The following is a 23,653-nucleotide window of genomic DNA, read 5'->3' as shown; positions in this document are numbered from 1 at the left end:
CCTATATTTTTCCTGACAGGTAATTTTGGCGTTTGGCCTCGGAGAAGCGTTCAATGGCGTAGCGCAGCATGGTGCGCGGCATGTCGCGGTAATGTCGTTCCAGGAAATCTTCTTCGGCAGCCAGATCGCGCTTGCCCACTTCGCGCAGCATCCAGCCAACGGCCTTGTGCATCAGGTCATGCTCGTCATGCAGCAGCGTTTCGGCGATTCGCAGCGTGTCGCCGAAATCGTTATGGCGGATGAAGCACAACGTGGAAATGATTGCGATGCGCTTTTCCCACAGCGAGGGCGAGCGTGCCAGCTGGTGCAGGATCTTGCGCGGGCGCTCCTGCAGATGACGGCCCACGATGTGCGGTGCACTGACATCCACCAGGTCCCAGTTGTTGATGCGGGGAGTTTTGCCCAGATAGAGTTCATACGCGGCTGTCCGGCTCTCATCGTCGCTGCGTTGATAGTGTTGCATCAACAGTAACAGGGCGAGCAGGCGCTCTTCGTGGTAACGAGAATCCAGCAATTTGGAGACGGCATCGAGGCCGGCATCGCGGTGGCGTTTGGCCAGCGCACGCAATGGCGGCACCTTGATGCCGAGGAATGTGTCACCTTCGCCGTATTGCCCCGGCCCGGTCTTGAAATAACGTTGTTGCTTGCACGCAATCTCGGGTGAAGCCAGTGCGCGCAATTCTTTGCTGATCGTGGTTGCAGATGTGCTCATTATTTGCGGCGGCTGCCACTGCTGCCCAGCAGTGAACCCATCACGCCGCGTACCAGCTGACGGCCGAGCTCGGCACCGACGGTGCGCACCACGCTCTTCACCATGGCTTCGCCCACGCCCTGCCGACGTGAGTTGCCTCCGCCCAGAAGGCCGCCGAGCAGACCATCCATCACGCCGTTCCCCGTCGCGGCGGCAGGGGTCGTTTTTTCTGCTTCGGCCTGTTTCTGTGCAGTGCGTCCTTTAAGGATTTCGTAGGCAGATTCGCGGTCGATGACTTGTTCGTAATGTCCAGCCAGCAGCGAAGATTGGATGATGGCCTGTCGTTCTGCATCGGTGATCGGCCCGATCTGCGCCTGCGGCGGCACGATGAGGGCGCGCTCGACGATGGCGGGGCGGCCTTTCTCGTCCAGCAACGAAACCAGTGCCTCGCCCACGCCGAGTTCGGTGATGACTGCGGCTTCGTCCAGCTGCGGATTGTCACGCATGGTCTCGGCGGCGGCACGCACGGCCTTCTGGTCGCGCGGTGAGAAGGCGCGCAAGGCATGCTGCACGCGGTTGCCGAGCTGGCCGAGGATATTGTCCGGCACGTCCATGGGATTCTGGGTGACGAAATAGACGCCCACGCCCTTGGAGCGGATCAGCCGCACCACCTGTTCGATCTTGTCGATGAGCGCGGTGGGTGCGTCGTTGAACAGCAGGTGCGCTTCGTCGAAGAAGAACACCAGCTTGGGTTTGTCCAGGTCGCCCGCTTCCGGCAGGTGTTCGAACAACTCGGATAGCAGCCACAGCAACAGCGTCGAATAAACCTTGGGCGATTGCATCAGCTTGTCGGCAGCGAGGATGTTGATCATGCCGTTGCCCTTGCTGTCGGTCTGCATCAGGTCGTCGATGTTCAACATCGGTTCGCCGAAAAACTGCTCCGCGCCCTGGCTGTCCAGTTCCAGCAAGCCGCGCTGGATCGCGCCGATGCTGGCGGTGGAGATGTTGCCGTATTCGGTGGTGAAATCCTTCGAGTTATCGCCGACATGCTGCACCATCGCACGCAGGTCCTTGAAATCGAGCAGCAACATGCCGCTGTCGTCGGCGATCTTGAACACCAGTGTGAGTACGCCCTGCTGTGTGTCGTTGAGGTTGAGCATGCGCCCGAGCAGCAGCGGCCCCATGTCCGATACCGTGGCACGCACGGGATGGCCCTGTTTACCTTCCACGTCCCAGAACGTCACCGGGAAGGCGCGGTTCGTGTAGCCTTCCAGCTTCAGTTGCTCGACGCGTGCCTGCACCTTGGCATTGCCGCCGCCGATCTTCGAAATTCCGGACAGGTCGCCCTTGATGTCGGACATGAACACCGGCACCCCGATACGGCTGAATGATTCCGCCAGCGTTTGCAGCGTCACCGTCTTGCCGGTGCCGGTTGCGCCAGTGATGAGGCCGTGGCGGTTCGCCATCTGCGGCAGCAGTTCGAGTTCGACTTTGTCGTTTTTTGCGACGAGTAACGGTGCGGTCATACGTGTTCCTTGAGGTTGGGCTGCGGATGCCCGTTCCGATCCGGGCCGCGCATTATCATGGCAGATGTGAACTGCCGCAATCTGGAGCAGACAGGGGCATGAACTCCATGTCGGGTTCGTTCGTCGGCCTGGCTTGTTAAGCCGGTGAGTCTTCGGTTAAAGTGAGCCTGCCCATAACGGTTTGTAGAAGGTATTTAGCCCTGCTGCAGGTACGCCTTTTATAAATTGATAAAAATGGTTAAAGTTTTCTCGGCCTTTGCCGATAAAAACACCAGACGAGCAGGAAGCTGGCCGTACCAGTCACTAGGAGGATGTCATGGCGACAATTAATTCAATAAATTCAGGCAATAACTACGTTTCCCAGGTTCAGCCGCAACCGCAGACACCGGTTGAAAGAGCTGCCGAAAAGGAAAACGACAAGGACAGGGACGATGCTGCCAAGGCTGCAGCGGCGAATAATTCCAATGTTTTGTCGCAACCTACCGTCAATACCAACGGGCAGACCGTGGGTGCCATCATCAACGTCAAGGCCTGACGTTCAAGGGCAGGTCAGACAAGCAACGGGCGCGACCTCAGGTCGCGCCCGTTTTGTTTTGCAGCTCAGTGCAGGTTTTGAGTTTAAACGGCTTGCCGGGTAGCGCTTACACTCCGGCGTGTTCGGCCTGGATGTCCGCAAAATAGCTTGAGCGCACCATCGGTGCGCAGGCTGCGTGCGAGAACCCCATCTCTTTTGCCGCATCCTCGAACATCTTGAAGGTCTCCAGCGGAACATAGCGCAATACTGGCAGGTGGCCGTCCGAGGGTTGCAGATATTGACCCAACGTGAGCATCTCGACATCGTGCGCGCGCAGGTCGCGCATGACCTGCAGCACTTCCTCGTCGGTCTCGCCCAGGCCCAGCATCAGGCCGGACTTGGTCGTCACTTGCGGGAAACGGGCCTTGAAGTCCTTGAGCAGTTTGAGCGAATGCGCGTAATCGGCACCGGGGCGTGCCATTGGATACAGGCGCGGCACGGTCTCCAGGTTGTGGTTGAGCACATCCGGCAGGCTCTCGGCCAGCGCATCCAGCGCGATGTCGAGGCGACCACGGAAGTCAGGTACCAGCGTCTCCAGCTTGGTTCCGGGCGATGTGGCGCGAATGGCCGTAAGGCAATCGGCAAAGTGTTTTGCGCCGCCGTCGCGAAGGTCATCCCGGTCGACACTGGTGATGACAACGTACCTGAGTTTGAGCAGACCGATGGAGTGGGCGAGGTTGCCGGGTTCGTCGGCATCCGGCGGCAACGGTTTGCCGTGTGCCACGTCGCAGAAGGGGCAGCGTCTCGTGCAGACATCGCCCAGGATCATGAAGCTGGCGGTGCCCTTGCCGAAACATTCGCCGATGTTGGGGCAGGATGCCTCCTCGCACACGGTGTGCAGCTTGTGTTCGCGCAGCATGCGCTTCACTTCGCTGTATCCCGCGCCGTTGCCGGGTTTGACCCGTATCCATTGCGGTTTTCGCAGGCGCTCCTGCAGGGGCACGATCTTGATCGGATTGCGCGCGGTCTTGGCTGCGCCGGTCTGTTTGTGGGTGTCATTCATAAGAGATGTATTGTAAGTCATCCAGACAAAGGCTTAACTTCATATCAGTCGTGAAGCCCTGTAAGATGTGCGGATATATAATACCCAAGCAATAAGGTATGGTATATTGCACGCCGATGGTTATGCCATTTCCCCTTTTACCAAAAATAATCAGGAGACTGCCATGGAACACCAACTGCCCCCTCTGCCATATCCACGCGAAGCGCTCGCGCCGCACATGTCCGCCGAGACTTTCGATTACCACTATGCCAAACACCATCAGGCCTACGTTACCAACCTGAACAACCTGATCAAGGGTACCGAATACGAGAACCTGGAACTGGAAGCTATCATCAAGAAGGCCCCGGCAGGCGGCATCTACAACAACTCCGCCCAAGTGTGGAACCACACTTTCTTCTGGAACTGCATGAAGCCGCAGGGCGGCGGTGCACCTGCAGGCAAACTGGCCGAAGCCATCAACAAGAAGTGGGGCAACCTGGACGACTTCAAGAAAGCCTTCCAGACTTCCGCCGTGGGCAACTTCGGTTCCGGCTGGACCTGGCTGGTGAAGAAGGCCGACGGTTCGCTGGATATCGTCAACATGGGTGCCGCCGGTACGCCGCTGACCACCGGCGACAAGGCGCTGCTGTGCGTGGATGTATGGGAGCATGCCTATTACATCGACTACCGCAATATGCGTCCCAAATTCGTCGAGACCTTCCTCAACAATCTGGTGAACTGGGATTTCGTGGCGAAGAACTTCGCCTGATCGCTGGTAAGTCCAGATGCGAAGCCGGAGCGATGCTCCGGCTTTTTCTTTGGCGCGACTGGTAAACTCTGCCCCATGAACCTGCGCCTATTCCTGCTCAGCCGTTTCCGTTTCGCATTCGAGGCGTTCTCGAACCTGCTGGCGCGCCGATGGAAACGTAATTTCTATCTGTATCTGGCGGTATTGTTCACGGTGTTCGCCGTCCTTGATACGGCCTTTTTGCATATCACCAGCGAGATGCGCACGGCGGCGTTCGATGCCATGGTGCGTCATCGTCTGGCTCCGCCCAAGCCCGATCCGGATATTGTCATCGCCGATATCGACGAGGCCAGCCTGGCGGCGATGGCCAAGGATTACGGACGCTGGCCGTGGCCACGGCAGGTGCTGGGGGAGTTCCTCGAAGGTGTCGAGAAACAGAAGCCGAAGGCGGTGGTGTTCGACATCCTGTTCAGCGACGCGGACGTGTTCAATCCGGACAGCGATACCTATTTCGATGCGGCCATCGCGGCGACCGGCAACACCTTCTTCCCGATGTTGCGTCTCGATCCTGCCAGCGATGCATTGAGCGAGGTCAGGGTGGCGCAGATCCCCGGCGTGACGGCCTTGCCCGATGCGGAGGTGAACCGCGATGCGACCATCGGCGTGGTGCTGCCGCATTTCCAGTCGGCATTGGCAGGCGGGCGATTGGGGACGCACAACGTTTATCCCGACGCGGACGGTGTGGTGCGCAGCTATCCGGTGTTCATCGCCAAGGACGGCTGGCGTATTCCTTCGTTGCCTTCACGCATCGGGCGCGAGTTCGGCTGGCCGACGCCGACGACGGAACGCATGCTGCTCAATTGGCGCGGAATGCCGTTCAGCTACCACTACGTGAGCCTCGCAGACGTTTTTGCAGACATGGGCAGCAAGAACAAGCAGCGTCCGCAGGATGAGTTCAAGGACAAGATCGTCATCATCGGCTCTACCGCGTCCGGCCTGTTCGATCTGCGTGCAACGCCGATGGCACGCCTGCATCCCGGGGTGGAGGTGCTGGCGACCGCCATCGACAACTACAAGCACGGCGATTCGCTGCGCTTTCCCGAAGGGCGCATCTGGTACCTGCTCATTACGCTCGCCATCATCTGGCTTACCGCATGGGCGTTCTATCGCGAAGAGGGGCGCGGCAACATCGACAAGCTGTTCGGTCTGTCGCAAATCATCCTGATCGGTTTCTCGTTCGCCAGCATCAATTTCACCAACACCTATATCAATCTGGCCGGACCGGTGATGCTGGGTATCGCCTACTTCACGCTGGCCCGGCTGTATGCTACGGCGACCGGCAAGGCACTGGAGCAGAACATGGTGCGTGTGGCGACGGCACGTGCCGATGACTTGCAGGCCACGTTGCTGCTGATCCGCTTCGATGGCCGGCGCAACGTGATCCCGGACAGCGTGCTGGAGAAGATCCGCCTCGGACTTAAGCGCATCGGTTCCAGAGACAAGAGCGTGGAAGTGTTGAGCGGTGCGCAACGCGGATTGTGGGGCCTGTTCGAGAAGACCATCGCCATCTCGTGGGTGGCGGCCGCGGATGATGATGCGGCGCAAAAGGCGATCGCAACCGATCTGGAAAAGATATTGGACGAACTGCAGCCATTGCTGCGCAAGTTTCTGCTGCATGTCGAGGGGGCGGAAAGCCATACGGTACACAGTGGCCGGATACAAGGTGGCGAACAGGCGGCGGCTGGCTGGCGCGCATTGTTTGCAGAAGCATTACTCAAGTGGGAGAAGTCATCATGAAGATAGCCGGGATTCGAACAATCGTCGTGTGCGCGCTGCTGTGTGCGCAGACTGCATGGGCGGCGGAAAGCGGTACGCTGTTGAAAGCCGAAGAGCTGAAAGCGGAGCCGTACCGCGACGCGAAGACCGTCAAGGCGCTGGCTGCAGGCGAGAAGGTGTCCATCCTGGGTAAGCAGGGGGGCTGGTTCAAGGTCAAGACAGGCAAGGGCAACGGCTGGGTGCACATGTTGAGCGTGCGCAAGGGCGATGTCCCCAAAGGGGCAAGCGCCTCCTCCGGATTGCTGGCGCTGTCGTCCGGTCGCGCCGGAACCGGTAAAGTGGTGGCGACCACCGGTGTGCGTGGACTGAATGAAGAAGAATTGAAGGCGGCGAAATTCAATGAGCAGGAGGTACGGCTTGCCGAATCCTATGCAGTCAAACTGGCCGATGCAAAAAAATTCGCCGCGCAAGGAAAACTGGTTGCGCGTCCGTTCGATTATCTGCCGGCCGGACAGTAAGGAGACGACATGAAGACGATGATGAAATGGATGTCGGTTGCTGGTTTGGCATGCGTTGCCATGAACGTTTCGGCGTTGGATCTGGGCGGTTTGCGCGACCAGCTCAAGGCCGAATTGCCGGTCAACCCCAAGGTGATCGCCGCGATGAAGGAGATCAAGGGGTCGGATGAAGCAGAAGAGATCGCAATCGGCAGGCAGATCGCAGGCGACCTGCTGGGGGCAGCGCCGCTGGTGAAAGATGCTAGGTTGCAGAAATACGTGAACCAGGTCGGTACCTGGGTGGCGAGCCAGAGCGAGCGTCCCGAACTGCCCTGGCATTTTGGTGTGATCCAGTCTGAGGACGTGAACGCGTTCGCTGCGCCAGGCGGCTATATCTTTGTCACGCTGGGCCTGTACCGCCTGCTGCAGAACGAAGCGGATCTGGCTGGTGTGTTGGGGCACGAGATCGGGCACGTCATCCGCAAGCATCATCTGAAGCTGTTGCAGCAGAGCAAGCTGGTGGAGGCAGGCAGCAAGGCGCTGTCGAAAGAGGTCGGCGGCAACGACAAGGTGCAGCAGATGATCGGCAGCGGTGCCGAGATCGTCGCACGCTCGCTCGACAAGGATGCAGAGTTCGAGGCGGACCGCATCGGTGTGGTGCTGGCGACGCGTGCCGGTTATGACGCTTATGGCTTGCCGAGCGTGCTGCAGCAGATCGGGCACTTTGCCAAGGACGAGGGCAGCGTTGCCTTGCTGTTCAAGACCCACCCGCTGCCCGATGCACGTCTGGCCAGACTCGACAGCGCCATGGGCGACCGTTTCGACCGCATCAAGGGGCTGACCGTGAGCTCGCGTTTCTATCGCCCGAAGCTTTGACCTCGTCGTCCAGGCGCTGCAGGTTATAGCGCGCCTGGTAGAGACGCGGGTCGAGTCGTAGTGCGGCGGCGAATTCGCGCCGTGCATCGTCAGTTCGATGTGACTGCAGATAGGCGTAACCGAGGTTGTTGTGCACGCGCGCCTTGTCTGGCGATCTCTTCGCGGTGTCTTCCCACAGGCTGATCTCGTTGGTGTAAGCCTCGTTGCGCATCAAGGTGAGGCTGGCAAGAGCAAGCAAGAGTGCGGCGGAGACCCGGCGCCATGTCCTGATGTTCAGCCACAATGTCAGTTCGATGCTCAAGGCAAGATACAGCGGCCATCCGGCCAGATACATCTGGCGTTCGTTGGCGATGTCGATACGAGGCAATAGCAGGTGCAGCGGGACCAGTTGCAGCATTGCCCAGGCCAGCGCAAAGCCCATCCAGGGGCGCCTGCGCCAGCAGACCAGCATCGATGCGAACAGCGCGATGAAGGCGGTGAGCGGCAACAGCATGTTGGAAAGATCGGTCTGCAACGGCAGGTCCGGGTCTATGTTCAGCCACAACGGCAATGCCCATTGCCGCAGCAGCCAGAAGAAGGCAAGCAGTTGCGTGGCGAGGTTGCCGGACAGTGAGTTGAGTTGCGCACTGCGTTCCATCTGCGTCAGGTAGCTGTCGTTGAACAGAAAGAACAGCGCTGCAACGATTGACAATGCCCAGACCGGCCATTGCAGTTTGAATGCGACCTGCCATCGTCCGCCGCAGCCCAGTTCCCACAGCAGCAGCGCCAGCGGAAAGGTCATGGCCGTTTCTTTCACGCCAAGTGCCAGCAGGAACAGTAACGGCGTAGCTGCATACAAGCAGACATTACGGTGCTGGCTGCGGCCGATCTCATAGCACAACAGTCCGGCCAGGTAGAACAGCGTCATCAGCGAGGCCGAGCGTCCGCAGATGTAACTCACCGCTTCGGTATTGACGGGGTGTACAGCGAACAGCAGTGCGGTGAGCAACGGAACCTGCAACAGGTTCTCATGCTGCTGATGTTTGTCGGTGTAAGCCTGCGCAAGGCGATAGACCAGCCAAGCGTTGGTCAAATGGATCAGCAGGTTGGTCACATGGAAGCCGACCACGCCAGCGGCCATGGTCCAGTTCAACGTGTAGCTGAGTTTGAGCAGGGGGCGGATGCCGCTGCCGAGACCTGCTAGCCAATTGGTCCAGCTGTGGACATGCGGTTCGTTGACGATGACGTTGTAGTCGTCGAACTGGAACGTGCCGGTGAGCGCATTCGCATAACTGATGCCTACTGCCAGCGCCAGCCACATCATTGCGTGGACATGTGTATCAGCGCATTTCGCGTACATGGTCGAAGGCCAGGTCGAGCACGTCCACCGCATCCCACCAGCGGTCATGCCCGTGCAGCATGATGAACAGCACGGCGTTGCCATCACGCTTGGCGTAGGCGACCAGGCATTTTCCGGCATTGGGCGTATAGCCGGTCTTGATGCCGATCGCACCGTCATAACGGCCGATCAGCGCGTTCTTGCTTTCCAGGATGTAGCGATGCTGCCCGTCCAGTGTGGCGATCTGCAGCTTTCTCTGCGAAGTGACATCGAGCAGAGACGGGTACTTGAGCAATGCATGCGCCAGTATGGAGAGGTCTTTTGCGCTGGAATAATGTCTGGCCTTGTCGTGTCCGCAGGCATTGGCGAAATGGGTGTTGCGCATGCCGAGTTCATGGGCGCGCTGGTTCATGCGTGCGACGAATCCGGTTTCGTCGCCGTCGAGGTGATCGGCCAGCGCCTGGCAGGCGTCGTTGGCCGACGGCAGGAGCGCGGCGGCGAGCAGGTCCTGCACATGAAAGCGTTCGCCGGTCTTCAGGCCGATACGGGTACCGGTCTCGTGCGTGGCGGAGGGGGTGACGGTCACGATGTCATCGGGTCGCGTCCGTTCCAGCACCAGCAGGGCGGTCATCAGCTTGGTCAGGCTGGCGGGAGGAAGCCGCCGATCCGGTTGTTTGGCCCAGATTGCCTTGCCGTTCAGCTCGACCAGGTAGGCGGTTGCGACTTCCGGAAAGGGATCGGGCTGTGCTGTCGTTGCCTGCACCGTATTGGCAAGCAGCCACAGCCCGATGAAGAGGGCCTTGCGCACTTAGAACCCGAAGCGTGCCTTCAGTTTCTTCGCAGCCTCCAGTGCATCTGATGCCGTACTGCTGCCGGATGATTTGCTCGATTGCTTTGCTGGGGCTTCGCTTGAGCTGTCTTCATCCGAAGAATCGGCTTTGCCGCTCAGGCACTTCTTCAGATCAGCCGCGCGTGTTTCAGCTGTATAGCTGCGGCCCTCGCATTCCCTGCGCCGCTGAGCTACCCGGAAAGCCTTGGCCTCGGCTGGGCAATGAGCGGAGAGCTGGCCGTAGTTGTCTGCATCGAGTTTCTTGCAGATCGATTTGGTGGTGGCCTTCATGTCCAGCTTGCATTCCTTGGCGACCGAGATATTGCTGCCCATCTGCTGGTCGTGCATCAGCAGCGCCTCATAGGAGCGAACGTCCTTGGGCGTGTCGCGTTGGACCAAGTCGCACAACTGGCTACGCTGGTCGGCACAGGCCGAGTTCGGTCGCAGGATGAGGTCGGCATTGGTTATCCAGTCGGCAGTGGTGATGTAGCGCGATTTGTCGCACATCTGGGCTTTGGCTTTCTTGACTGCCTCTTCCGAGTCGCAACTGCCGCCGAGACGCTTGCCGCTGAAAGCCATGCTCATGTTCATGTCCTCCCCGCCAGATTTACCGGAGAATCTCATTTTCCCCTGGTATCCATTGGCGCTGGTGGTTTGCTCGCCGCTGCCGGTCATGACCTCGCCGTTGCGGTCGCAACGCGCTTTCCAGGTGGTCTTGTTGCCCACCGTCTTGATGTCGGTCATCTTGCAGTCTTTGTCGCCGGAAGTCTTTTGGGGATCGTTTTCTCCACCTTTCGGGATACAGACTTTCATGGTGGTGGCAGGCATCGCGAAGGGCATGCCGGGCATCTCCATCTTGTTGGTGACTTCCCAATATTCGCCGGGTGCAGCGTGGGCTGCAGCACTCAACACACCGGACATCAGGGCAAGGAAGGCGACAGAATGTTTGTTCATGATCTCTCCACAAGATTGGGTTGGAAGCGAGTCTTGGCCATGCCGGCACGATTCTTTGCCTTCCGGAGACGTACGTCAAGGATAAACGGATTTCGCATCTTAATTCTCCCGTTCAAAACCCAAAATCGCTGTCCGATGGATTGCATCATCTTGGCGATGCCGTCCGCCCTTTCTGATGTCACCAGCAGATGTACATGGTTGGTCATCAGTACAAAAGCGTGAATGGCGCAGTGCCAATCGCCAGCCGATTTCTGTAGCCAGTGGAGGTAACAGTGATAATCCTCTTCGGCGAAGAAACACGGTTCGCGATTGATTCCGCGCTGCACGATGTGCTGCGGGATATTTGGCGTGTTAATGCGTGGGCGACGTGGCATGATTTTGGGAAATTAAATGCGATGCTGACCCTTTTGATGCTCGCAGTACCACCATCACCTGCCGAGATAGTGTCGTTGCCTGCCCCGCCAATGATCGTGTCCGAACCATTGCCGCCGTATACGTTGCTGTTTTCGTTTGTGTTGGTGCTCAGTTGAATGGTGGTATTGCCGTCACCTGCATAGATGGTGTCGCTGCCTGCGCCGCCCAGGATGGTGTCGCTATCGTTACCGCCGACGATGTATTCATTGCCGTCGCCCGCAAAAATAGTGGTGGATTTGTTGGTTCCGCTTGCACTGCCGCTAAGTAGCGTGTCGTTGCCGCCGGAGCCGTAGATAATGGTGTTGCCGGAGCCGCCGTAGATGTAGTTGTTCGCAGTGGGGGTCGAGGTCGCCCAGTTGATCGTATCCCCGGAATAAATCAGGTTGTCGCCGCTGCCTCCAACAACGGTGTTGCTGCCGCCGAACAGTACAACGGTGTCGCTGCCGGATTCGAGGTTGATGAAGTCTTTTCCGCCAGCACCGAAGATCGTGTCGTTGCCGATCCCGCCATAGATGACATTGCTGCCGATCCCTGACAAAATCAAGTCGTTCCCACCTCCCGCATCCAGCCAATTGTTGCCATTGGAGAGGTCATATACGCTGTTTCCCGTCCCTCCGAAGATGGTGTCGTTGCCACTGCCGACGGGGACGCCAGACACCGTGGTACCGTAATACGGATTGGGCGCATTGATGAATGGAGCGCTGCTGGTCACGGTTAATTGAGAATAAGTCTCAATGACCCGTGGATTCGTCATGATAGACGCCAATTGGACATTGACGCTCCAGTCTGATTGCACGTTGCTAACTTCTCTGCCACCAAAAAACTCCACCGATCCCGGCCCGCATACAATCGTGTTATTCCCCGTCCCCGTAAAAATCACATCATTGCCGGTACTGCCAACGATGAGATTGTCGCCGTCGCCGACGGCAATCAGGCTGCCATTTTGACTATTGAACGTGGCAGTCTTCTGTTGTGCGAGTGCAGTGGCTAAATCAACCTGAGAGTTGGCATAGATTTGGTTGTTGCCGTTGCCTGCGAGGATGATGTCCTTCCCGTCGTCACCGATGATGATGTTGTCGCCCTTTCCTGCCTTGATAGTGTCGTTGCCGCTACCACTTGTAATGACGTTCTTTCCGTCACCCACGGTAATGGTGTTGCCTCCATTACCTACTGTGATGACGTTGTTGCCGGTGCTATCTGCGTTGATATAGTTTTTGCCGTCGCCACCGATGAGGGTGTCGTTGCCGCCTTGCGTTGCGCTGATGGTGTTGTCGCCTCCGCCCACATTGATCGAGTCGTTGCCGCTTGTGCCGACCAGGCTGTCGTTGCGGTTGGGGTCGGCTGCGCTGGGGATCAGGTTGCCCGCCTGATCGTATTTGTAATGGGTGTAGATGTAGCTATCGACGACTGTGTACACATTATTACTGGCATCGGTTACTGTGTGTGTGGCACCGACTTGTGTACTTACAATCGCCCCCCATTTCCAACTGGGATCGATTGGCGTCCCAACCGCCACTTCATCGGTAAATTCCTGTGGAGCCGCGTCGCCATTGATGCTGTAGTCGGCAGTACCCGGCGTTGGCTGAGTGGGGTTCGCATTGGGATTCGGGCTGTCGAAAGTGATGGCGAGGTTGTTGCTGGTGACAGGTGTGCTGCCCGCCGGAGCATTGGGATCGACCAATGTCGCCGTTAAAGTGAGTACGTCTGCACTATTGGTGTTGTTGGCATCCACCAACGTGACAGAGACATGATCTTGGCCCGCGGGGATGATGACCGTGGCATTGCCGTTTGCATCGAAGGCAACGATAGTCGCACCCGTACAAACGTATTGATTTGAACCACCGCCTTGTAAGCTAATCTGGATAGTTTGATCCACAGAACTGACAGCAGATGCATAAATCGTGAAAGCTTGGGTATTGCCTTTGGGAACGTCAGCAGTTGAATTGATTGGCGTGCTGCTAGCAAAGGGATTGATGGTGCTTGTATCCGCTTTAATCGCCAATTGTTCGGTAAGTTTAATGCCCAGGTAACCGTTCTGGTCAGTCTGTGCCTTGTACAGATCGAAATTCTGGATGACGATCTGATTGCCGTCTGCTCCCAGTAGTCCTTGAGTGATGGTTAATGTGCCTATATATGGGTTGACACTGGAAGCAACGTATTGGTATTGATCTCCATTATCGTCAGTCCATACTCTGTTTTTTTCTCGAACCGCACTGCCGCCTGTCAATTGAGTGCCATCTACCTCCACCATCCCCGTCCCAGTTGCAGCCGAAATTATAGTTTCTGTTGTCGTTCCAAAACTAGGCGAAACGTAGTTGAAGGTGTCGAAGCCGCTACCGGCATAAATGGTATCGTTACCCTCCCCTCCCACGAGAAAATCATTGCCTGAGCCAGCAATGAGCGTGTCATTACCTGTACCACCATTCAACGTATCGTTGCCATTTTGACCAGCCACCAACAAGTCATTCATAGCTCCGCCAGCCAGTACGTCGCTTCCCGTTCCTCCCAACATGAAAGCACCGCTCGTGTCGCTTGCTGTCGCATACATGTCTGTTGCACCCGCCTGGATGAACCAGTCTTGTAGCGTGAAAAGTACAGATTTAATGGCGGCACGTTCTGCATTGCTTAGATAGGTAAAGTTTGAATCGGTATTATCGGTAAGAATTTTTGCGAAATACTGGGAATAGCCTTTAGCAGTATCCAGTGTGCCGCTTTTAGATACGTCGGTAATAGCAAATTCAATGCCGCCGCTCACTGCGTTGAAAAGATGCTTTGTTCCCGTTGAGTCACTCGAATTAGCCCCTTCATAATAGGATTGCATGGCAAACGCGATCAATGCATCGGTCAGATTCTTGTCGACCATCGACAGGCCACCGTCCTGCGCAATCTGCCACAGGTCGGTAGTGAAACGAGTAACCATGCTGTCCGATGGAATGGCCGTCGCTCCCATCACGGTGTCGGCGGCAACGCCGGATTGATGACGAACGATGTCTTCGAGGAAATTTACATACTGCGTATTATTCCGGTCAGTTGAATGCGCAAACAATCTGGTATCAAAGACCATCTTCAGAAGATCAGTGAGCTTATTGGTAACGTCATTCAGTGCATATCCTGTAGCTGCGGTCTGCTGGCTCTGCTCGAAAGCGGTGAGCAACGCTATCGAATGCAGGTCTTGCGGATCCACTCCAGCAGCACTGTCGGAAATTATCGTCGGTGGTGTACCTATCCGTGTGAGCGCATTCCAAGGAAATGTCGACAGGAATTCTCCTTGAACAGTGATATCGCTGACAGTGCTATTGCCACCTGCCAGTGTGAACCCAAAGAGTTCCGGTGCCAGCGCTGCCAAGTCGGTAGCTGTATAGTGAGCGGTTGTTTCGAGATAATTAATCAGGTTGGCGCGCATTACCAGCGTGGCGGAGGCTGCAAAAGGTGCCTGGTCGAATGTAACTGCGGGTATGTTGAAAAATACGCTCATCAATGCAGCTAATCCACCGCCTAACGAGTGACCAGTGAAGGTAATGTTGGCACCTAGTGGGCTCGCTGCCTTGATCTGCAAGTAATAGGCCGCCGCCTCACCGAGTTGGTCGGACCACGCACCCAGTGCCAGCTCGGCGTCGGCCAATTTGTCGGCAGTGGATTTAGGATCGGTTCCGGCGAAGGAAATTACGATATCAGTGCCATTTGTATAGGAAATAGCTTCAAATCCAGATATAGGGTCAATAACATATGAATCTGGGTTTATCACCTTAGCCCAACCTAGCGGAATTGGAAAACTGTTTAAGCTAGCGCGGTTTGAGATATAGGATGCACCGGACATTAATGCATAATCAACAGTAGTTGTCATGTTCTTAACCCTCTAGAAGTTTAGTTATTTCTTAATACGATCCATCATTCTCTTGCCAATAGAGTCCCCTGGACCTATCCATGCACCTTTGTAATAAACTAATTCTGGACAACTTCCTTGACCGCTAGCGGCAAGCGGCTCCCTCAGGATGGACATGTATACAGGCTGTTGGAATCCTGTGTTTAATTCACTGATTTTGTCTGCCATGAGAATGCCATGAGTAGCTTCTTCTGCCGCATCATCAGGTGATGAGATAACCAAGTTTGGTGATTTGAATTCTGCTGGCAATTCCTGCAGTTGAATCCGTTGCCACTGCTTAGCCTCATATTTGAATATGACATAAGGAGGATTAGGCCTGCCCCATTTGTTATAAGACAAACAACCTGCAGGAGAGGCGAGTACATATGCAGTGTTTTTTTGAACGCCAAGCAGCATGGGGTTGAAATTACCGCCGCCAACGTCTTCGCTGTAGGAATCTTCCCAAGTAACACGTTCGCCGGTATTAGGAATACTGAAGGTCAGACTTTGATTCCCGATTGGCGGTCGTTGCCCTATCTCATGGTTTCCTTTGCGAACAACGTTTCTTTCAACCATGATCTTCTGCCCATCTGGTTGAAGTGCTTCTTCTTTCCAGCTTGCGCCCCCGATTCCGAACAACCCTGCGTTGGCATCCATACCTACCCCTATCATCATCAACAATACAAGTCTCGTAATATGCTTCGTCACCCAATTGTTGTTACTCATGTAGATCCCCTCGAATACATTTCAGAATATCCAATCGTCCGCTACGATCCATGATGCGTCCGCCTTACCCATGTGCTCCACCCTCAACTTCCTTCTGATGTGGTTCATTGGAATCACTCACCGCACTCAACGTCCCCTGCCCAATTCTCACCACTTCATCCACCAGCAGGTTCTTCGGCATGGCATGGGTGATGAACAGCATCGAGACTTTGCCTTTGAGCTGGTTGATGGTGGCGGCGAAGTGTTCGGCCGTGTTGGAATCAAGGCTGCTGGTGGCTTCATCGAAGACGAGTATCTTGGGTTGTTTGATAAGTGCACGCGCAATGGCCATGCGTTGCTTCTGCCCGCCGGAGAGTCCGACACCGCGTTCCCCGATCTCGGTCTGGTAGCCTTGTGCCAATGCTTCAATGGCGCTGTGTATCTCGGCCATCTTGCAGCACTGCACGATCTGGTCGAAGGTGGTGTGGCAAGGTAGTTGTAGTTCCGGCATAACGTTCGCTCCGCTCACATTAGCCTGCACTGAAACTCACCGCATGCGGCTCGTTTTCGTAGATGGTGCCGGAGAACAGTACCGTTTCCTGTGGCACCACGCCGAAGTAGTGGCGCAGTTCGTTGGCCGACAGATAGCGAATATCGTTGCCGTCGATCTTGATGGTGCCGCTGGCGGGCTGGTAGAAGCCTTGCAGGAGTTTGGTGAGCGTGCTCTTGCCGGAACCCGATGGCCCCATGATGGCGACGACCTTGCCGGGGACGACCTTGAGGTTGAAGTTCTGGTACAGGAAAGGCCTATCTTCGGCATAGCGGAAGCTCAAGGCTTCGATGTCGATCTGGCCCTTGCCTTCGCGCATGCGGCTGGGCAGGACTGAATACGGTTCCATCGGGGCGTTCATGATGTCGCCCAGGCGCTGCACAGACATGTTGGCCTGCTGGAACTGCTGCCACAGCCCCACCAGCCGCAGCATGGGTTGGGAGACTTTGCTGGCGTACATCTGGAAGGCGATGAGCATGCCGATGGAGAAGTCGCTGCTGTTCATCACGGTATAGGCCCCTACGATCAGGATGAGCAGGGTCATCATTTGTTCGAGGCCGTTGGAAATGACGTTATAGGTGTTGCCGATCTGGCGGACATTGAAACCGGTACGCAGGTATTCGGCGAGGTAGTCGCTGTAGCGGGCATTGAGCTGCGGTTCCATCTGCAGGCTCTTGACGGTTTCCAGGCCGGACACGTATTCGGTGGTGAATGCCTGATTACGCGCACCCAGCATGAACTGTTCGTTCAGGCGTGTTCTGAATAGAGGCGCGACGATGAAGCTCATGATCTGGGCGGTGAGAAACATGCCGCAAGCTAACCCGACCTTGGGACAGGGTCAATATGCCAAACGGTCTATTACTTATTTCATATTGCGCTTGAAGGTTGTTTTGATCGAAGCAGTCAGGATCTTTATACGCTGCTTGATGCGCTGGTAGGCAGGCCAGTTGTCGAGGTAATCGTGGATGCGGTTGCGGTAATGCATCACCGCGGCATACAGCTTTGCGAACCGGGCGAGTTGCATCAGCGCCGGGCGGGTGAGGTTGAAGATACGCGAGAACAATGCCATGCCGAGCAGTTTTGCCAGCATGAAGACTGTGCTGCCGAGCAACCAGTGTCCGGTGGCGATGGCATGCACGCCGATCAGCTTTGCCGGAATGAGGGTGACGCTGGGCAACAGAAAGGCGACCAACGCCCAGCGCGGCGGCAAGGCGGCGATGCGTTCTTCGACTGCATGGATGAAGCGGACCGCGCCGAGCCTCGCCATGAGCGCGGCAGTCCAGTCCCAGATGGCTTCCTCGATCAGGAAGACCATTGCGGCGAGCCACGACAGCGGAACCAGCAACAGGCGTTTTAACTTATGCAAAAGCAGGTCTCCATGATCGGCGCGGCATTCTAGCAAGGGAGTCTTGCGGGGGTACCGGATAAAACTGTCTCCCCCTCAATTTTGGGAGAAGGCTAGTGTGGGAGGGGGAATTCAAAGAATGCTCCCTCACCCTAACCCTCTCCCAGCGGGAGAGGGGATTTGCTCCTTGTTACCTTTATGTATTGACATCAGAACGCTCGTTCTTTAGGATGCAAGAACGTTCGTTCTGTAGAGGTGACATCATGTCCGATTCCGACCCCAGTGCCAGAGACGCGGAGTATCTGGCGAAGCTGCAGGATTACTATGCCTCGTGGAAGAGCATCCCTTCCTATGCCGCCTTGTGCGACGTGTTCGGCATCGCTTCCAAGTCCTGGGTCAAGGCGATCCTGGATCGTCTGGAGAAGGCCGGGTTCGTTGAACGCACGCCGGACGGGATGTGGATACCCAGCCGCCAGTTCTTTGCCCGGCCGCTGGCCGAGGCTACCGTGCAGGCCGGCATGCCGGTCGCGGTGAACGAGACGCACGGGGAGTATTTCGTCATCGACGAGATGCTGGTCGACAAGCCTTCCACCACCACAATGATCACGGTGAAGGGTGATTCCATGATCGACGCGGGTATCCATGAGGGCGATGTGGCGGTGGTGGAGAAGCGCCACGTCGCCAATATCGGCGATATTGTCGTGGCTATCGTGGACAACGAGTTCACCCTGAAGACGCTGGACAAGGAACGTGGCCAATATATTCTGCGTCCGGCCAATCCGGCTTATCCGGTCATACGGCCGCAAGGCACGCTGGAGATTTTCGGTGTGCTGGTGGGGTTGATCCGCAAATACCGTTGATGTGGCGAGTATCAAAAACAGAAAAACAATAATTAGCCACAGAGATCACAGAGAAAGTTTGTGCGTGCAACGAGCGCTAGCAGTTTTTATGGGTAGGGCGGAGTGTTTGGGTGAAACTGTTCATCCTCTGTGTGCTCTGTGATCTCTGTGGCTTGATTTCGGGTTTCCGCTTTTTCTCACAGCATTTTGGGCGATTAGCGGTCAGGGTTTGCTAAAATCGCCACCCATTTGCAATCGGCTTGTCTACCATGAATCCAACCTTAGTCTTCGACATCGAAACCATACCCGACATCGCCGGGCTGCGTGCTCTGTATGAACTCGACAGTGCCGTGGCCGATGCCGAAGTGGCGGAGATGGCGTTTCAGATGCGCCGCCAGAAGACGGGCAGCGATTTCCTGCCGCATCATCTGCAACGCGTGGTCGCCATCTCCTGCGTGCTGCGCGAAGGCGACAACTTCAAGGTGTGGACGCTGGGCGAAATGGATGAGGACGAAGGCAGCATCATCCGGCGTTTCTTCGACGGCATCGAAAAATACACGCCGCAGATCATTTCATGGAACGGCGGCGGTTTCGACCTGCCGGTGCTGCATTATCGCGGGCTGATCCATGGCATCCAGTCGCCACGCTATTGGGATCAGGGCGAGGACGACAAGGACTTCAAGTGGAACAACTACATCAGCCGCTACCATTCGCGCCATCTCGACCTGATGGACCTGCTGGCGATGTACAGCGGGCGCGCCAATGCGCCGCTGGACGAACTGGCGAAGTTGATCGGCTTCCCCGGTAAGCTGGGTATGGATGGCAGCAAAGTGTGGGAAGCCTTCCAGCAGGGGAAACTGGCAGAGATACGCAATTACTGCGAGACCGACGTGGTGAACACCTGGCTGGTGTTTGCGCGTTTCCAGTTGATGCGCGGCCAATTCACCAAGGCACGTTACGAGCAGGAGCTGGAGCTGGTGCGCAGCACGCTGGGCAAATCCGATGAAGTGCACTGGAAAGAATTCCTGGCACAGTGGCCTGAAAAGAAATCCGTATGAATTCCGTAATGATTGAATCTCTCGACCACGAAGGTCGCGGCATCGCGCATGCCGATGGGAAGGTGATCTTCATCGAAGGTGCGCTGACCGGCGAACGCGTGACCTATTCCTCGTATCGCAAAAAAAACAACTACGAACAGGCAAAGGTCGATCTGATACTGAAGCAGTCGTTCATGCGTGTGCAGCCGAAATGTCCGGTCTTCGGTGTGTGCGGCGGCTGTTCCATGCAGCATCTGGACCCGCGTGCGCAAGTGGCCGTCAAGCAGCGCGTGCTGGAAGACAATCTGCAGCGCATCGGCAAGGTCAAGCCCGAAGTCGTGCTGCCGCCTATCTATGGCCAGCCGTGGGGCTATCGCCAGCGCGCGCGGCTTTCGGTGCGGCATGTGCTGAAGAAAGAGAAAACGCTGGTCGGTTTCCGCGAACAGAACGGCAAGTATGTGGCGGATATGCAGCACTGCGAGATACTGACGCCCAAGATCGCCAGCCTGTTGCCGTTGCTGGGCGAGCTGAACGAGAAATTCACGGCTCGCGACATCATTCCGCAGATCGAGGTGGCGGTCGGCGAGTTCGTCGATGTGCTGGTGCTGCGCATCCTTGCTGCGCTCTCACCCTCGGATGAGGCGTTGATCAGGGAATTTGCCGACAAGCATCAGGTGCAGTTCTGGACCCAGACCAAGGGGCCGGAGACGGTTGCTCCGTTCTATCCGCTGGATGCACCGTCCTTGAGCTATAGCCTGCCCGAATTTGGCATCACCATGCCGTTTGCGCCGACCGAATTTACCCAGGTGAACAGCGACATGAACCGCCTGATGGTCAGCCGCGCCATGCGCCTGCTCGCTCCTCAAGCCGGCGAACGCATCGCAGATTTCTTTTGCGGCCTGGGCAATTTCACGCTGCCGATAGCGCGCAGCGGAGCGCAGGTGCTGGGTATCGAGGGCAGCGATGCATTGGTGCGGCGCGCCAGGCAGAACGCCGAATACAACGGACTATCCGGCAACACGACGTTCCAGATGATGAACCTGTTCGAGATGGATGAGGCGACTCTGGCGCGAGCCGGAAGATTCGACAAATGGCTGGTCGATCCGCCGCGCGACGGCGCGATCGAGCTGATGAAATCCATCAGTGAAGCGACTGCGCCACGCCGGATCGTCTATGTCTCCTGCAGCCCTTCCACGCTGTCACGCGATGCCGAAGTGCTGGTGCATGCAAAAGGCTACAGCTTGAAAGCCGCGGGAGTGATGAACATGTTCCCGCAGACCTCGCATGTGGAATCGATTGCGGTCTTTGATCTGTAAAAGGAGACTCGACGATGGAACGTTATGACGACCTGGTTGCCGAGGCACTCACGCGCGTGAAGGAGATCATGCCGTGGGACCTGAGCCGGGCACTGGCGGCAGGCAGCAAACCTGTCCTGCTGGATGTGCGCGAACCGGCGGAGTTCGATCTGCTGCGCATACCCGGATCGATCAACGTGCCGCGCGGAGTGCTGGAGCAATCCTGCGAATGGGACTATGACGAAACTGTTCCCGAATTGGCTGCTGCACGCGATCAGGAGATCGTTGTGATCTGCCGTTCCGGTAAGCGCTCGGTGCTGGCAGCAGATATGTTGCAGCGGATGGGATTCGCCAAAGTGGTCTCGCTCAAGACCGGCGTGCGCGGCTGGAGCGACTACGAGCAGCCGCTGACGAATGCGAAAGGCGAAGAGCTGGATGCGGACGCCGGCGATGAACTGCTGGCGCCGCGCGTGAAGCCTGAACAGCGCAAGCCAAAATAACCAATCCGGTTACGGCTTCTTCGGTGTCAATGCGTTGCCGCTGAACTCGATGCCGGCCCAGCCGGCCTTGATGAAATTGCGGATATTCTGGTGATCGCTGCCGTCCGGGTGCCTGAGCACGTCGTCCCGGTAGTAGGCGCCAAAGCAATTCAAGGTCTGTTGTTGCGACAAACCGTGCAGGCGGGCAAAGGAGAACAGCTTGCACGAGCCGTTGTTCTGGCCGGCCTCATTGAGAAGTGCACCGTTCCTGAACGATGTCGGGGTGAAGTCGTACAGCGAGTCGATCACAGTTATCGTGTGGTTGAACGTAACGCTATCGGGCTTATCGTTCAATTGCAGCAAAAATGCATTCAATTCCATGGGCTCAATTCCGATTTGTGCAAAAACAAAGGCGGCCAAGGCCGCCTTTGTGGGTGATGCGATCAAGCCTTAATCGCGTTCGCCGCTGAATGCCATCAGCAGGTTCAGCAGGTTGACGAACAGGTTGTAGATGTCCAGATACAGGGACAGTGTCGCCATCACATAGTTGGTTTCGCCGCCCTGCACGATCCGGCTCACGTCGAACAGGATGTAGGCCGAGAAGATCATCACGGCGATGGCGGAGATGGTCAGCGACAGCGCCGGGATCTGGAAGAACATGTTGGCCAGCGAAGCGACGATCAGCAGGACCAGTCCGATGAACAGGAACTTGCCCATGAAGCTGAAATCCTTCTTCGTGGTAGTGGCAATGGTCGCCAGCGAGAAGAAGATGATGCTGGTTCCGCCTGCAGCCAGGCCGATAAGCTGTGCGCCGTTCTTCAGATGCAAGGCGACTTGCAGGATCGGGCCGAGGAACACGCCAGCCACGAAAGTGAAACCGAGCAGGGCGGCGATGCCCCACACGCTATTGCGCAGGGCTGTCACGGCAAACATCAGGCCCATCATCGCGCCGAACATCAACAGTGACGACATGATGGGATGGCCCGCCATGAACGAGAAGTTGATCGAGGTGCCGACGAACGCGCCGATGATCGTCGGGATCATGGTCAGCGCGAGCATCATGTAGGTGTTGCGCAGGACCTTGTTCTGCTCGATGCCAAGCGCGGTGGTTTGTGTTACTGAAACGGGTTCGTATTGCATGAGTTTCTCCTAGGAAAGCAGTTCTGTTTCTAACGACGGGCGTGAGACTACAGAAGCAGGGTAAAAGTTGCAACCTTGCCCGTTGGGAACGCCGGGTATTTCAGGTATCATGCGCGGCATTGTGTGCTGGCGGTTTGCGGGTCGATGGAACTTTCGAGTGAAACCAGAGCCTTAGGGTCGGCACCTTGCGGGTAAATGGAGGTGTGGCCGAGCGGTTGAAGGCACTAGTCTTGAAAACTAGCGAGGATGAAAGTCCTCCGTGAGTTCGAATCTCACCGCCTCCGCCAAATTCGAATCATCTTGTAATCGTTTAGGAGTAAAAAAACTATGCTGCGCAAAATCCTGGCAATCTCTTTGATGTCCGTTGCTACATTCGCCACGGCGGATACCCTGGATATCGGTCTGAGCAACACGACCGCCCAATTCAAATATGGCGTTCCCAGCACGCTGGCTGGCAAGTCCGAGATGTATGCGGAGTTCATGTACAACGACAAGAACAGCATCATCGGTGGCGTGGGCCTGCTGGTGGCAAACGATGAACTTCAGGTCCCGGGCCTGACCATCGGTATCGGCGCCAAAGCAGTCGCTGCCACGATCAAGGAATTGCCTGTCAGGAAGAACGTATCGGCTGTCGCGCTGGGCGCCCAGGTCAGATATGAGTTGCCGGCGGATCGACGCGTGGCTTTTGCGGGCGAGTTCTATTACGGACCGGAGATCATCGCTTTCGGCGATGCCAAGCAGTATCAGCAGTACGGTGCGCGTGCCGAGTTCTCGATCTCTCCGCAGATGCAGGTCTATGCCGGCTATCGCAAGACGCAATTCACTGTAAAGACCACGAATACCGATGTGGCGCTGATCAACGGTCCGCACATCGGTGTGCAGTTCTCGTTCTGATCGCCGGGCCGGCGCCATGCTGAAGAAGGTTCTGCTCCTTTCAGTATTGCTTTCGATGACATCCCTGGCACAGGCCAAGGATGTCTCGGCGAAACAGGTCGGCGTGGAATATGCTCGCGGCAACCTGGAAAAAGCCGAGGCAGAACACAAGGACAACCTGCAACGGGTGTCCGATTCCGAGAAGCGATTGGCGGAGGCCCAGAAACGACTGGAAGAAGACCGGCAGAAAGCTGCAGCTTCGCAAAAGAATCTGGACGAAGCCAAGGCGAAATACACAAGAGCACAGGAGTTGCTCGACCAGGCCTGGAAGCAACCGTAGTCC

The 23,653-nt window shown here is 56.7% G+C and carries 25 protein-coding genes and 1 tRNA gene; 12 read left to right on the top strand and 14 right to left on the bottom strand.

The features are described from left to right. Position 1: 1 nt before the first annotated feature. Both SLIT_RS11575 and SLIT_RS11570 read right to left on the bottom strand, forming a co-directional pair. Complete coding sequence (locus SLIT_RS11575; RefSeq protein WP_013030441.1) at positions 2-712, bottom strand: DNA alkylation repair protein; 711 nt, start codon at positions 710-712, stop codon at positions 2-4. Then, positions 712-2,217 (bottom strand): helicase HerA-like domain-containing protein, encoded by a 1,506-nt coding sequence (locus tag SLIT_RS11570; protein ID WP_013030440.1) that lies wholly within the window; start codon positions 2,215-2,217, stop codon positions 712-714. The genes SLIT_RS11575 and SLIT_RS11570 overlap by 1 nt, the downstream gene beginning before the upstream one ends. A gap of 316 nt (positions 2,218-2,533) precedes the next feature. Here SLIT_RS11570 and SLIT_RS11565 point away from each other — a divergent pair, with 316 nt between their 5' ends. Then, a complete protein-coding gene (locus SLIT_RS11565) occupies positions 2,534-2,752 on the top strand; it encodes a hypothetical protein (RefSeq protein WP_013030439.1) in 219 nt (72 codons plus the stop codon). Positions 2,753-2,858: 106 nt separating this feature from the next. Here the strand turns inward: SLIT_RS11565 and lipA are convergent, their stop codons facing one another. Continuing rightward, positions 2,859-3,794: a lipoyl synthase gene (gene lipA, locus SLIT_RS11560; protein WP_013030438.1), complete on the bottom strand. Its 936-nt coding sequence runs from the start codon at positions 3,792-3,794 to the stop codon at positions 2,859-2,861. Positions 3,795-3,957: 163 nt separating this feature from the next. Here lipA and SLIT_RS11555 point away from each other — a divergent pair, with 163 nt between their 5' ends. The 4 genes from SLIT_RS11555 to SLIT_RS11540 all read left to right on the top strand — a co-directional run bounded on the left by SLIT_RS11555 (position 3,958) and on the right by SLIT_RS11540 (position 7,670). Then, positions 3,958-4,542 carry a superoxide dismutase gene (locus tag SLIT_RS11555; RefSeq protein ID WP_013030437.1) on the top strand — a complete coding sequence of 195 codons (585 nt, stop codon included), beginning with the start codon at positions 3,958-3,960 and terminating at the stop codon, positions 4,540-4,542. Positions 4,543-4,617: 75 nt separating this feature from the next. Next, complete coding sequence (locus SLIT_RS11550; RefSeq protein ID WP_013030436.1) at positions 4,618-6,318, top strand: CHASE2 domain-containing protein; 1,701 nt, start codon at positions 4,618-4,620, stop codon at positions 6,316-6,318. Continuing rightward, entirely contained in the window at positions 6,315-6,815 is a 501-nt protein-coding gene (locus tag SLIT_RS11545; protein ID WP_013030435.1) for an SH3 domain-containing protein, read from the top strand. The genes SLIT_RS11550 and SLIT_RS11545 overlap by 4 nt, the downstream gene beginning before the upstream one ends. Positions 6,816-6,824: 9 nt before the next feature. Next, positions 6,825-7,670: a M48 family metalloprotease gene (locus tag SLIT_RS11540; protein WP_013030434.1), complete on the top strand. Its 846-nt coding sequence runs from the start codon at positions 6,825-6,827 to the stop codon at positions 7,668-7,670. Here the strand turns inward: SLIT_RS11540 and SLIT_RS11535 are convergent. The 9 genes from SLIT_RS11535 to SLIT_RS11500 form a co-directional block, all read right to left on the bottom strand. Further along, complete coding sequence (locus SLIT_RS11535) at positions 7,624-9,009, bottom strand: tetratricopeptide repeat protein (RefSeq protein WP_013030433.1); 1,386 nt, start codon at positions 9,007-9,009, stop codon at positions 7,624-7,626. The genes SLIT_RS11540 and SLIT_RS11535 overlap by 47 nt on opposite strands. Further along, positions 8,990-9,796, bottom strand: a complete 807-nt coding sequence (locus SLIT_RS11530; protein ID WP_013030432.1) for a D-alanyl-D-alanine carboxypeptidase family protein — start codon at positions 9,794-9,796, stop codon at positions 8,990-8,992. Before SLIT_RS11530 ends, SLIT_RS11535 begins: the two co-directional genes overlap by 20 nt. Then, positions 9,797-10,771, bottom strand: a complete 975-nt coding sequence (locus tag SLIT_RS11525) for a DUF3617 domain-containing protein (protein WP_013030431.1) — start codon at positions 10,769-10,771, stop codon at positions 9,797-9,799. Next, positions 10,768-11,085 (bottom strand): transposase, encoded by a 318-nt coding sequence (locus SLIT_RS16225; protein WP_223293860.1) that lies wholly within the window; start codon positions 11,083-11,085, stop codon positions 10,768-10,770. The genes SLIT_RS11525 and SLIT_RS16225 overlap by 4 nt, the downstream gene beginning before the upstream one ends. Continuing rightward, positions 10,977-15,029 (bottom strand): Tle-like phospholipase domain-containing protein, encoded by a 4,053-nt coding sequence (locus SLIT_RS11515; RefSeq protein ID WP_013030429.1) that lies wholly within the window; start codon positions 15,027-15,029, stop codon positions 10,977-10,979. The genes SLIT_RS16225 and SLIT_RS11515 overlap by 109 nt, the downstream gene beginning before the upstream one ends. Before the next feature lie 24 nt (positions 15,030-15,053). Next, on the bottom strand, positions 15,054-15,773 hold the full coding sequence (locus tag SLIT_RS11510) for a hypothetical protein (protein ID WP_013030428.1): 720 nt from the start codon (positions 15,771-15,773) through the stop codon (positions 15,054-15,056). A 64-nt stretch (positions 15,774-15,837) separates the two neighbouring features. Continuing rightward, positions 15,838-16,263 (bottom strand): ATP-binding cassette domain-containing protein, encoded by a 426-nt coding sequence (locus tag SLIT_RS16300; protein WP_263053158.1) that lies wholly within the window; start codon positions 16,261-16,263, stop codon positions 15,838-15,840. Between the two features lie 19 nt (positions 16,264-16,282). Next, a complete protein-coding gene (locus SLIT_RS16295; RefSeq protein WP_263053157.1) occupies positions 16,283-17,110 on the bottom strand; it encodes an ATP-binding cassette domain-containing protein in 828 nt (275 codons plus the stop codon). Between the two features lie 54 nt (positions 17,111-17,164). After that, positions 17,165-17,668 (bottom strand): hypothetical protein, encoded by a 504-nt coding sequence (locus tag SLIT_RS11500; protein WP_013030427.1) that lies wholly within the window; start codon positions 17,666-17,668, stop codon positions 17,165-17,167. A 242-nt stretch (positions 17,669-17,910) separates the two neighbouring features. Here SLIT_RS11500 and SLIT_RS11495 point away from each other — a divergent pair, with 242 nt between their 5' ends. The 4 genes from SLIT_RS11495 (at position 17,911) to SLIT_RS11480 (ending at position 21,318) form a co-directional block, all read left to right on the top strand. Then, positions 17,911-18,507, top strand: coding sequence for a LexA family protein (locus SLIT_RS11495; protein ID WP_013030426.1), 597 nt, complete (start codon positions 17,911-17,913; stop codon positions 18,505-18,507). 248 nt (positions 18,508-18,755) lie between these two features. Further along, positions 18,756-19,544 carry a 3'-5' exonuclease gene (locus tag SLIT_RS11490; RefSeq protein WP_013030425.1) on the top strand — a complete coding sequence of 263 codons (789 nt, stop codon included), beginning with the start codon at positions 18,756-18,758 and terminating at the stop codon, positions 19,542-19,544. Beyond that, positions 19,541-20,839 carry a 23S rRNA (uracil(1939)-C(5))-methyltransferase RlmD gene (rlmD, locus tag SLIT_RS11485; RefSeq protein ID WP_013030424.1) on the top strand — a complete coding sequence of 433 codons (1,299 nt, stop codon included), beginning with the start codon at positions 19,541-19,543 and terminating at the stop codon, positions 20,837-20,839. Before SLIT_RS11490 ends, rlmD begins: the two co-directional genes overlap by 4 nt. A gap of 14 nt (positions 20,840-20,853) precedes the next feature. Next, positions 20,854-21,318, top strand: a complete 465-nt coding sequence (locus SLIT_RS11480; protein WP_013030423.1) for a rhodanese-like domain-containing protein — start codon at positions 20,854-20,856, stop codon at positions 21,316-21,318. 9 nt (positions 21,319-21,327) lie between these two features. On the opposite strand, the gene SLIT_RS11475 is transcribed toward SLIT_RS11480, so the two are convergent. After that, positions 21,328-21,678, bottom strand: coding sequence for a HopJ type III effector protein (locus SLIT_RS11475; RefSeq protein WP_013030422.1), 351 nt, complete (start codon positions 21,676-21,678; stop codon positions 21,328-21,330). 69 nt (positions 21,679-21,747) lie between these two features. Next, complete coding sequence (locus SLIT_RS11470) at positions 21,748-22,437, bottom strand: Bax inhibitor-1/YccA family protein (protein WP_013030421.1); 690 nt, start codon at positions 22,435-22,437, stop codon at positions 21,748-21,750. Positions 22,438-22,634: 197 nt separating this feature from the next. On the opposite strand from SLIT_RS11470, the gene SLIT_RS11465 reads away from it, so the two are divergent. The 3 genes from SLIT_RS11465 to SLIT_RS11455 all read left to right on the top strand — a co-directional run bounded on the left by SLIT_RS11465 (position 22,635) and on the right by SLIT_RS11455 (position 23,650). Continuing rightward, positions 22,635-22,724, top strand: a tRNA-Ser gene (locus SLIT_RS11465). Positions 22,725-22,764: 40 nt separating this feature from the next. Then, positions 22,765-23,331 carry a YfaZ family outer membrane protein gene (locus tag SLIT_RS11460; protein ID WP_013030420.1) on the top strand — a complete coding sequence of 189 codons (567 nt, stop codon included), beginning with the start codon at positions 22,765-22,767 and terminating at the stop codon, positions 23,329-23,331. Positions 23,332-23,347: 16 nt separating this feature from the next. Further along, positions 23,348-23,650 carry a hypothetical protein gene (locus SLIT_RS11455; protein ID WP_013030419.1) on the top strand — a complete coding sequence of 101 codons (303 nt, stop codon included), beginning with the start codon at positions 23,348-23,350 and terminating at the stop codon, positions 23,648-23,650. Positions 23,651-23,653 lie beyond the last annotated feature (3 nt).

This window comes from Sideroxydans lithotrophicus ES-1 (genome assembly GCF_000025705.1).
Classification (GTDB): domain Bacteria; phylum Pseudomonadota; class Gammaproteobacteria; order Burkholderiales; family Gallionellaceae; genus Sideroxyarcus; species Sideroxyarcus lithotrophicus.
Note: the sequence above shows the minus strand (reverse complement) of the source record. Positions and strands in the feature narration are given on the sequence as shown.

Excerpts from the sequence above, each read along its gene's own strand:
- SLIT_RS11575 (WP_013030441.1), bottom strand. The coding sequence starts at position 712 with ATGAGCACATCTGCAACCACGATCAGCAAAGAATTGCGCGCACTGGCT.
- SLIT_RS11570 (WP_013030440.1), bottom strand. The coding sequence starts at position 2,217 with ATGACCGCACCGTTACTCGTCGCAAAAAACGACAAAGTCGAACTCGAA.
- SLIT_RS11565 (WP_013030439.1), top strand. The coding sequence starts at position 2,534 with ATGGCGACAATTAATTCAATAAATTCAGGCAATAACTACGTTTCCCAG.
- lipA (WP_013030438.1), bottom strand. The coding sequence starts at position 3,794 with ATGAATGACACCCACAAACAGACCGGCGCAGCCAAGACCGCGCGCAAT.
- SLIT_RS11555 (WP_013030437.1), top strand. The coding sequence starts at position 3,958 with ATGGAACACCAACTGCCCCCTCTGCCATATCCACGCGAAGCGCTCGCG.
- SLIT_RS11550 (WP_013030436.1), top strand. The coding sequence starts at position 4,618 with ATGAACCTGCGCCTATTCCTGCTCAGCCGTTTCCGTTTCGCATTCGAG.
- SLIT_RS11545 (WP_013030435.1), top strand. The coding sequence starts at position 6,315 with ATGAAGATAGCCGGGATTCGAACAATCGTCGTGTGCGCGCTGCTGTGT.
- SLIT_RS11540 (WP_013030434.1), top strand. The coding sequence starts at position 6,825 with ATGAAGACGATGATGAAATGGATGTCGGTTGCTGGTTTGGCATGCGTT.
- SLIT_RS11535 (WP_013030433.1), bottom strand. The coding sequence starts at position 9,009 with ATGTACGCGAAATGCGCTGATACACATGTCCACGCAATGATGTGGCTG.
- SLIT_RS11525 (WP_013030431.1), bottom strand. The coding sequence starts at position 10,771 with ATGAACAAACATTCTGTCGCCTTCCTTGCCCTGATGTCCGGTGTGTTG.
- SLIT_RS11515 (WP_013030429.1), bottom strand. The coding sequence starts at position 15,029 with ATGACAACTACTGTTGATTATGCATTAATGTCCGGTGCATCCTATATC.
- SLIT_RS11510 (WP_013030428.1), bottom strand. The coding sequence starts at position 15,773 with ATGAGTAACAACAATTGGGTGACGAAGCATATTACGAGACTTGTATTG.
- SLIT_RS16300 (WP_263053158.1), bottom strand. The coding sequence starts at position 16,263 with ATGCCGGAACTACAACTACCTTGCCACACCACCTTCGACCAGATCGTG.
- SLIT_RS16295 (WP_263053157.1), bottom strand. The coding sequence starts at position 17,110 with ATGTTTCTCACCGCCCAGATCATGAGCTTCATCGTCGCGCCTCTATTC.
- SLIT_RS11495 (WP_013030426.1), top strand. The coding sequence starts at position 17,911 with ATGTCCGATTCCGACCCCAGTGCCAGAGACGCGGAGTATCTGGCGAAG.
- SLIT_RS11490 (WP_013030425.1), top strand. The coding sequence starts at position 18,756 with ATGAATCCAACCTTAGTCTTCGACATCGAAACCATACCCGACATCGCC.
- rlmD (WP_013030424.1), top strand. The coding sequence starts at position 19,541 with ATGAATTCCGTAATGATTGAATCTCTCGACCACGAAGGTCGCGGCATC.
- SLIT_RS11480 (WP_013030423.1), top strand. The coding sequence starts at position 20,854 with ATGGAACGTTATGACGACCTGGTTGCCGAGGCACTCACGCGCGTGAAG.
- SLIT_RS11475 (WP_013030422.1), bottom strand. The coding sequence starts at position 21,678 with ATGGAATTGAATGCATTTTTGCTGCAATTGAACGATAAGCCCGATAGC.
- SLIT_RS11470 (WP_013030421.1), bottom strand. The coding sequence starts at position 22,437 with ATGCAATACGAACCCGTTTCAGTAACACAAACCACCGCGCTTGGCATC.
- SLIT_RS11460 (WP_013030420.1), top strand. The coding sequence starts at position 22,765 with ATGCTGCGCAAAATCCTGGCAATCTCTTTGATGTCCGTTGCTACATTC.
- SLIT_RS11455 (WP_013030419.1), top strand. The coding sequence starts at position 23,348 with ATGCTGAAGAAGGTTCTGCTCCTTTCAGTATTGCTTTCGATGACATCC.